Genomic DNA, 9404 nt, shown 5'->3' on the forward strand with positions numbered 1-9404 from the left:
ACGTCAGCTGGGCAAGAACGGCGCTCCCCCCACCCGCGCCGCCATCCAGCAGACGTGGACCGCCGAGGTGGTCGAAAGCGGCAGCTTCATTGATGTCGGTGATCACAAGACACTGCATATCATGGTGCAGAACAATGGTCAGCCGGCCGCCAACACCACACTGTGGGTGGCCGAATATGGCAACCCCTACATGGTGACCAGCAGCGACTACTATCTGGCGTTCAGCAACACGGCCAACTTCACCCTGTTCTATGACAACCCGACGGACCGCGCAAAGAACACGGCCAACCTGCCCCAGTTCATCGACGCTGAGCCGGTCATCCACTACCGCAGCACCGGCAGCGGCCGACGACTGACCGCCTTGGAGGACGTGCCCAAACCCAGCGGCAACCCGATCGGCTATCAAGATTTCCTCGTTTCCGGCAAACCGATCGCAGTCAACCTGCGTCCCTGCCTGTCCCTGGACAATGCCAAAACAGTCACCGGCACACTGAACGACGATCAGGGAACGAAGGTGGTTTGCTCCTATACCGTCATCACCACCAATGACCAAGGCATCGCCGAGCTGGGCTACACAGGCGTGGCGCCAGGCTTCCCCACCCTGCGCTTCTTCGTGAAGGTGGGCGACGACGACCCGGCCATCCCCTTCAGCTTCCCGCTCAGCCAGGCCTACGTCGACTTCCTTGCGCCGCTGCGGGTCCTGCCGTTGGACATGAAGTTGCAACAGGACTTCATCGATACCTGGAACGGCATGTGCACCTCCACGCAAGCCCCGGAAAAGTTGTGGAACACCTTCATCTTTCCGAAGGTCCTGCAGTCCTTCTATTACCTCTACCCCATCATGAACAAGTACATGCCCCTCGATTCGCGCACGCGCGTGGAAGGTGCCGTCGACCAGTTGATCATTCTAATCAGCAAGGAGAACCAGGACGAAAGCACGCTGGCGATGCCCATCACCCGAGACATGTCGCAAAGCCGACGCGCCATATTGGAGCTGTGGGCCAAGAAGCTGGTCAAGCGCAACTATCCACCCAAAACACTCAATATGAGCGATTACAACAACCTCTGACCGTAGAGCTACCCCCCGTGGGAGCAAGCTCGCTCCCACGGGGTGACCCGGGAATTTTCGAGTTCGAAGGAGTGACTTATGAAAACCAGCCTCTTGAACCGGTTATTGCTGCTGATCCTGCTGTTCAGCCCGCCGCTTTTCGCCCAGGACAACGGCGCCGTGTACTTCACCATGGGGGTGCACAACACCAAGGGGTGCAATGAACAGAACGGCAACTGCATCGCCACACGAGCACCGGGCGAGCCTTCCGATCCGTTTTTCCCGGCGTTCTGGATCAGCGACTGGACCATGTACCGGGTGATGCACAACTACGAGAAAAACCCGCCGCCCTACAGCAATCCACCCACCACCCTGACCCCGGCGGACTACACCGTTTCTCGCGGAACCAGCTACTACGACACTGCCTATATACCGGCGGATGGCGACGGCTTCGGCGCCATGATGGAGCACTACGAAAAATACTGTCTGCCGATTTTCCCGATCAAGAACAACAACTACACCTGCTCGTTCGTATCCCTGGGCAACAAGGCGTACTTCCTGACCTATCCGCAAGACCGCCCCAAAGACATGCCGGCCTGTTGCATGTTTTCGCCAATGAATCATCCGCCACGGCAAGACTTCATCCAGCACCTGCCCTACAGCGCCGAACGCAGCAAAAACCTCGATGGCAGCGTGCAGGCCTACGCGCTGGACCTCGAATCACCGCAAGGTCCGATCCTGTTCGGCTATGCCTTTTTCAAAAAGCCGACGGGACAACCGCCCTATCGGCATCCCCAATCGTTCTTTTTTTCGGGGGACACCAGCGTCGCCAATGCGCCCATCGTCAGCCAGAACTACACCCATTTCCGCATCGCCAAACCGGACCCGGCCCAGACCTGGGCGCGAGTGGCCGCCATGTGCCCGGCGAATCCGCCGCCCTGCCAATTGTTCGAGCCACCGGCGTCACAGAGCAACGGCCAAAAGGCGCAGTGGAACAAGCTGATGCAGCGCAAACCCTGAATAACGACGAAGGATCGCCATGAAAACCACACTCCGTCTCTGCGTGATATCAGTGGGCCTGGCCAGTCTGTCGGGCTTACCCCAGGAGCAGGCCCTGGCCCGGGAACAGGTCAGGCCGTCGACGCAGTCCAGCAACCTGAGTTGCCAGCCCCCCAGCACTGCGCCGACCGCCACCGCCAGCCAGGACCAGTTCGATCAATACAGCTGGCAGATGTTCATCGCCTTGAACTGGCCTGCACAGAACGGGCAGCGCGGTGATCCCGACTGTAGCAAACAGCCTGGGGATCCCGGCTACACCGTCTGGCAGACCTACAAGACCGTGGAGGAAATCTTTCTGCCGAGGGGCGCCAATCCTGGCCCGTGGAATACCCCGCAGACCGCCAAAAGCCTGGGCATCATCAACATCGCCGCGCTGAAGAACAGCACCCAGGTGAATGCCGTCGACCAGGCCGTTGGCGGCTGGCTGATCGACCAGGCGGGTAACCCGACCTACTACGACATCTCGGCCAACGAGACGTCCTACGACTACATCGTCAACAACAGTTTCTATAACGCCGATATCGTTTCCAAAGCCAATAACATCAACTTCCCCAACGGGGTCATCGAGGTCAAGTCGAGCTGGCGCATCCTCACCCCCAACGACAATGCCAGCCGCTACCTGACCATGCTGGCGCGCGTGGCCACGTTCAACGACCAGGGCCAGCGCACCGGTGTCACCGAAGCCTACCTGGGCCTGGTGGGCCTGCATATCATCACCAAGGTAAACGGCTATCCGCAGTGGATCTGGTCGACTTTCGAGCAGATCGACAACGTTCCGCCCAAGGAGCTGGTGCATGGTCAATGGGTCGATCAGCCAACAGCCGGCATGACCTACTCTTACTTCAACCCCGCCGCGCCCGTCGTCACCCTCAACCAGTCGCCGTGCGACTGGCAGACTCAGGGTACACAGCTGGTCTGCGTGCCCAAACCCGGCACCACGTTCCAGACCCCGAACCCGCTGAACCGGGTCACCCCGATTGCCGAGGTCACCAACGCCGTCAACACCAATTACCGTACCGACCCGGGCCTGCAAAGAAGCGTGTTGAAGTATTACCAACTCATCACCACCCAGCGTCCGCTGATGCCGGACAACCCCAGTAATCCACTCGGCCAGCCGACACCGGCACTCTCGGCCAACGTGACCATGGAGAGTTACATCCAGCCCAACAGCAGTTGCATGAATTGCCACTCCATGGCGACGCCGGTCAAGAGCCCCTACAAGTCCGATTTCTCCTACCTGTTCAAATTCGCCAATGCGCCTGTCGGCAAAACCACCAAGGACAAGGAATAGATCATGAGCATTCTCAATGGACCACGACTGAATTTCTGGGGCGGCATCCGCACGGACGTCAGCCTGCCGAACAACTCCCCCACCATTCCTTACGACGGCAATGATCACTGGCCGCTCTTCGACCTGACCACCTCGACCCTGGCGCCGGGAGCCCAGTCTTACACCGACGATCAGTTGAACAACATGATCAACGCGCCCACGGGCGACTACTACACTGCCGGCGGCTGGAATCACTACGGGCAGCACGTCGTCGACATGCAGAACGCCTTGATCAGTTCCCAGGGTAATCCGGGCAGCATCAGCACCACCGGCGACATGGTGGGCCAGCCGGTCTATCTGCTCGGCTCGGTGGACCCGGTGACCGGACAAGGGCCCGTTTCCGGCCCGATGATGGTGGACCTGGACCCTACCTCCTCGACCACCACCCAGATATTTGTCGGCGGTCTGCAAATTGGCGGCAACAGCAACATCCAGCTACTGATCCGCGCTAACACAGTCTGCAGCAGTCTGGATGTCAAGACACGGGTGCTGGAGCCAGAGAGCATGGATGCGCCCGGTTCCTTCCATGCCAGCGGCACATTTCAGTTGACCTTTCCCCTGAGCAGTATTGTCAGCTGGAACCAGAACAGTAGCGGCCTGCGGTCGATCATCCAGGCGCCGGGCGCAACCGGCATCGTCCTGCGTTTCGTCATGTTCGAGATGTGCCCCACGATGACCACCGAGCAACTGGACGCCGATTACGCCGCCGGTAAATACACCCCTAACCCGAGCATCGGTCGGGTCATCGGGACGCTGGCCCCGGCCTTCGACGATGAGCCGCTGAACTGCCAGCCGGGCCGGCAACTGGTCAACCAGAGCGTCAAGAGCACGGGCTATGCCGATCTGGGCGACAGCGGCATCCTGAGCATCGACATGGTGAACGTCATCCCGAAGCAAACCTTCAGGGCCGTCAGGGACGACATCACCAGCCCCATCGGGCCCAACGCGGATTACGGCCCCGTCACGATCAGCGCCGGCACCACCACCCTGACCACCCTCGACCCGGCAAGCAGCCCGTTGTTTGACTACTACGTGTATGGCGGCATCGTCGACCTGCCCTTGAGTGCCACTCAGCAGCAAGCGGTGCGGACCACAGCGCTGGCCATCAACGCACCCAATACAGTTTCCGAAACCACGCTGCACGCAATCGAATCGACCTATCGGGTGTATGCCGATCAGCGCAACGTGTATCTGGAGGACTACCCCAATGGCCTGTCGATCACCCTGCAAGTCAGGTATCTGGGTGGACCGGTCACCAGTGCCACCGAAATCGACCTGAAGGCCGGTGCCCCTGCGGTATACAAAAATCCGAAGTACTGGAATTTCCTCGAGTTTCCTGACTCGCTGACCATCAACGCCGGCCAGCTCGACGTCAGTTTCCCCGTCACCCTCAAGCCGGGCACTGCGGCCCAGGCGGGTTTTGTCGCGCTGACTTACACAGTCAACGGTCTTGCAAGCGGTGGCTACTTCACCAGCTTTCGCAAATACGCACAGACCGACTTCGGCATCCCCAAGGGCACTACCATCACCTGGCCGCTGATGTATCCGAACGTCCTGCGTTTTCATTACCTGGCCTTCCCCGCCATGTCGCGCTACATCCCGCTCAATCAGCCCGACGCGATCATGGCCGCCAAGAACCCCATCCTCGCCCGAACCTCGGACGCCTACAAAGGCACCACCCTGTTCATGCCCGTGGTGCGCTCGATGTCGCCCTGCCAGCGGGCGCTGCTCCGGGCCTATCTCACCGGCGAACCGTGGCAACCGCCGCAGTAACCGCGTCCATCCCTTGTCCATGGAGAGAAGCCCTATGCCCGTTCCCCTTCATATTCCTGAGCAGCCGCGCGAAACCCTGCGCCCGAGTACGATCATCGCCGAAGGCTTGCTTAACCCTCGGGGCGTTTGTGTGCAGGCCGATGGCAGCCTGCTGCTGACCGAAGCCGGCTCCGGCCTGCCGGACCAGCCCTTCAGCGGCCGTATCAGTCGACTGCGACCGGATCCACACAAGCCCGGCACCTACCTGCCCGGCGAAATACTCGCGCAAGGTTTTCGCGCCATGAACATGCAGGCCCGCATGCTGCGCGATGAAATCATGGGACTGTCGGACATCGCCCGCGGTGACGGGCGCTGTCTGGTCAGCCAGACCGATTACGTCGAAGGTTCCAAACTGCTGGACCTGCAATACACCCCGCCTGAGCCGGTATTTCACAGCCATGGCAATCTGAATGCGCTGTGTTACCACCCGACCCGCCGCAGTTGGCTGGCCGTCAAACCCGATACCAATCAGTTGGTGGAGTTCACGACCGGCCAGGACGAGCGCGTGCTGGTCCAACTGCCCGAACTGGACCAGGGCCAGGAAGCCGTTCCCGTGACTCTGGTGTACGAACCGGCGACAGACGCCGTGCTGATCAGCCTGTTCTCCGGAGAACTACAAGGCGACCCGACGCGCAAGGGCATCGACTTTTCCGACAAGGCAGGCCAGGTGATTCGGGTCTGGCCGGCCAGCGGGCAGATCGACATCCTGATTCGCGGCCTGCAACTGCCCACCGGACTGGCGTTGTGTCCGAAGGGGAACGTGCTGGTCCTGGAACTCTGCGACCGCCTGCAGCAACCCTTACCACCGGACTGGAACGGCGAACCACTCCATGGAGGCTTTAGCCGATTCACCGGTCGACTGCTGAGCTGCAACCTGCAAACAGCCCAAGTCACCGTGCTCGCCCGGGGCCTGGATACCCCGTCCAACCTGTGCCTGTTACAGGATGCGGTACTGGTGAGCGAAGGCATGGGATTAGCAGGCCGGCCACTGCCCACGCCAGACAACAACGTCGTCCCGTTGAGCGGCAGACTCCGCCGGGTGCAGCTCTGAAAAGCACGCGCCTGGCATCCTGACGCCATAGTGGCAACCTTCCCGCCCACTCCAGCACTTCCTCATAAATGGCCATACCTGAGCTCCATGTTCCTTAGAGAAATAAGCATAGTGCGCCGCGCAGCAATTTCCGTTGAAGTTTGATTCTTGCCCAAACCGAGAAATCTGGTTGCACACAAAACACTTTGCACCAGCTAAGCTCCACTACATTCACAACGAGGGTCGCTACTCATGGCAGGTATTCAAAAGACTGCTCAGCTCGGTTTCTCAGCGCAAGCCAATACCTATGCCAAGGGTCGACCGAGCTATCCAATAGAACTACATACATGGCTAAGAGAAGCACTAGACATCCATCCAGGATCGACGGTCATTGATTTAGGGGCCGGCACCGGCAAATTCACTCGAATGTTGAAATCCATGGAGATCGATGTCGTTGCAGTCGAGCCTGTCGAGGCCATGCGAACCGAGTTTGTCAATAATCTACCGGACATCAGGATCCTGGAGGGAACGGCCGAATCTATTCCGTTCGGATCTGGAGCAGCGGAGGCAGTGATATGCGCCCAAGCCTTCCATTGGTTTGCGAATGAAACGGCTCTCGCCGAGATTCACAGAGTGCTCAAACCAAATGGCCGACTAGGACTGATCTGGAACGTACGCGATGAGTCGGTGGACTGGGTGGCGGCCATCACTGACATCATTAGTCCGTACGAAGGCGATACTCCACGCTTCCATACCGGGGACTGGCGATTGCCATTCACAGGGTACTACTTCTCTACCCCCGAACTGACCTGCTTTCAATACACGCATGCAGGAAGTGCCAAGAATGTCATCATTGACCGCTTCCTGTCGGTGAGCTTCATCGCCGCTCTACCTCCCGCCGAGAAGGCGAAAGTTAACGAGCAGTTGCAGAGCCTGATCCAAACCCATCCGTCCTTGCGCGGGCGTGAAACTATTGAGTTCCCGTATCAAACCCAAGCCTACCTATGTCGCCGTTTAGATTGACTGACAGAATAATTACGTTGAGTTAGAGCGTTACTGGACGCATTAGGGGCTGCGGGCACTACAGCCCTCCTAAAGCGAAAAGATTTCAGCTTATCGTCAGGCTCCAAAGTTCACGTGGATTGGACTCCATTATCTTTTCACTATTTAATATTTCACTCAGCATTGGGTATCGTCCGTGTGCATACCTATTGTTATCCATCATTATCAATTCCCTGCTTCCATTATGTAATAGTTGTGGGCATCAGACCGTCTGACAGATTCAACAAAATACTTCAGCACTGAACAATAGCTCTCGGCATTTCCCAGTGAATTGGAAAATGTACAAAATTTCTCAAGAAGGTTTTGCTTCAAGCGAACACCGTAGTCGTACTCACTCTTTGCATCTGAAAGTAAATATACCAATGAAGAGTCAAGCGTATCTTCTATGACGTTATCAGCTGAAAATTTAATATTGGTATCGAGGAGAAGCTTTAAGCAATTATCGTATTTTTCTGAATCCAACGAGTGCAACTCTTTAAAAAGTGACTCCCACCTGACGATTTTAGACTCACCTCTATTGCCTGGATGGGTATCCTACGGCGCAAATCCAGTACACGTCCGATGGAGGCGTGATTATGGGAGCCTGGAAAATTACGGACCACCTTGGACAAAGCAGGATATTTGACTACGGAAACGAACAGGATTTTCCAGTTCCACCGACAGGAAACTACCCGTACATCAGCCACGACGGTAATACTGGCGCAGTGAGCGTCAACGACCCGGCCGACGCTGATCTGTCTGTTGGCAGTTCAAATTGGTAAGACGTTCCAGATAAACCAGTTCTGCCAGACTGCTCGCATAGCGGTCCATTCCTGAGCGACCGCCAGAACCTCAGATCAGGAACGTGAAATTCCGCATCTGACGGCGTCTGGCACACCCTGCCCTCTCTCAGCATGTTCTCATCGAACACACCACGCCATTAGGGCAGACCTATGAAACTGTTTGATGCTGCCGGTTACCGCCCCGACGTTCTAGAGGAGCACTTCCCAAAATTGCCGTTGGCGCACTGATTAGTTTGACGGGTGGCGATCAGCGGCTGAGCCAGAGGCACAATACAAAGCCCAACGATGCTGATACGCCACCCACCGCCCCTGGCCAGTACCATCCGCTTAAAAACAGCGGTGAGGCACTGGCAGAGCCCGCAGCACCGCCGATAAAAAATGTGGCGATATATAGGCTGTTTAAACGATTAGACGCTTGTAGATCGAGAGACATGACTCGACGCTGGGAAATTACATGGCAAGCCTGTACGCCCGCACTGATGCAAAACGCACAGACCGTTAGTATCGGCACCGAATCCTTAGTCGCCCAGCCGAGGCAACTAACGCTAACTATTAGGCTGCCGATCAAAGCGGTTGAGCGGGCATGCCCACGGGTCTGCCAGCCAGCCGGCCAGTGGAGCCGCTAGGGCACCACCGACGCCTACAAGACCAAACATTGCCAGTGCGATGCTGTCGAGACCATAGTGGCTGCGCAGTATTTGGGGGGCACTGACCCAGAACAGGCTGAATACACCGAACAGCAACGCCTGGCAGATGGCACGTCGCCGTAGTTCTGAGTGACGACGCCACAGGGGCCACAACGAGCCGATCAGTGCAGGATAGGTCAGCATCTCGACTGGCTGGCGATGGGGCAGTGTCCATCGCAGAGCTAGCGCCAGCATGGTGATCAGAAGCCCATCGCCCAAAAACACTACGCGCCAATCCAGCAATTCGTCGACCAGGCTCGCCACCGGCCATGCCAACAAGATGCCTGATAAAAGGCCGGCGGTCACGCGTCCGACAACAACGCCGCGCCGCTGCGCCACCACCATCGAAGCCGCCAATACGACGATCAGTTGCACCGCAATTGCCGAAGCACCGATGCACAGGCACGCCAGAAAAAAGGTCGCGCCATTGGCCGCCAGCCCCGCCCCCATCAACGCCAGGGCAGCCACTGCCAGTGTCGTCATCAACAAGTGGCGATTCTCCAGTCGGTCACCCAGCGGCGCGATCAGTAATAACCCCAAGCAATAACCCAGCTGGCTTAAAGTCACTGGCAGGCCCGAGGCCCAGGATGGAAGG

Annotated in this window: 6 protein-coding genes and 1 pseudogene; 6 read left to right on the forward strand and 1 reads right to left on the reverse strand. The window is 58.0% G+C overall.

Features of this window, described 5'->3' with window-relative positions; translation table 11 throughout:
* From AC1DH9_RS13540 to AC1DH9_RS13565, 6 genes and pseudogenes are all read left to right on the forward strand, one after another.
* Nucleotides 1-1069, forward strand: a pseudogene (locus AC1DH9_RS13540) (hypothetical protein); the annotation flags it as partial.
* A gap of 78 nt (nt 1070-1147) precedes the next feature.
* The gene (locus tag AC1DH9_RS13545; RefSeq protein ID WP_427538368.1) at nt 1148-2068 is read left to right on the forward strand and encodes a hypothetical protein; all 921 of its coding nucleotides are present in this window, start codon (nt 1148-1150) and stop codon (nt 2066-2068) included.
* Between the two features lie 19 nt (nt 2069-2087).
* Complete coding sequence (locus tag AC1DH9_RS13550; RefSeq protein WP_427538365.1) at nt 2088-3398, forward strand: hypothetical protein; 1311 nt, start codon at nt 2088-2090, stop codon at nt 3396-3398.
* A 3-nt stretch (nt 3399-3401) separates the two neighbouring features.
* Nucleotides 3402-5210, forward strand: coding sequence for a hypothetical protein (locus AC1DH9_RS13555; protein ID WP_427538362.1), 1809 nt, complete (start codon nt 3402-3404; stop codon nt 5208-5210).
* 34 nt (nt 5211-5244) lie between these two features.
* Entirely contained in the window at nt 5245-6300 is a 1056-nt protein-coding gene (locus tag AC1DH9_RS13560) for a hypothetical protein (protein WP_427538359.1), read from the forward strand.
* Nucleotides 6301-6531: 231 nt separating this feature from the next.
* On the forward strand, nt 6532-7302 hold the full coding sequence (locus AC1DH9_RS13565) for a class I SAM-dependent methyltransferase (RefSeq protein WP_427538356.1): 771 nt from the start codon (nt 6532-6534) through the stop codon (nt 7300-7302).
* A 1366-nt stretch (nt 7303-8668) separates the two neighbouring features.
* On the opposite strand, the gene AC1DH9_RS13570 is transcribed toward AC1DH9_RS13565, so the two are convergent.
* On the reverse strand, nt 8669-9404 hold a 736-nt coding region (locus AC1DH9_RS13570), incomplete at its 5' end, for an MFS transporter (protein ID WP_477808288.1).

Source organism: Pseudomonas sp. 05T35, assembly GCF_056396605.1.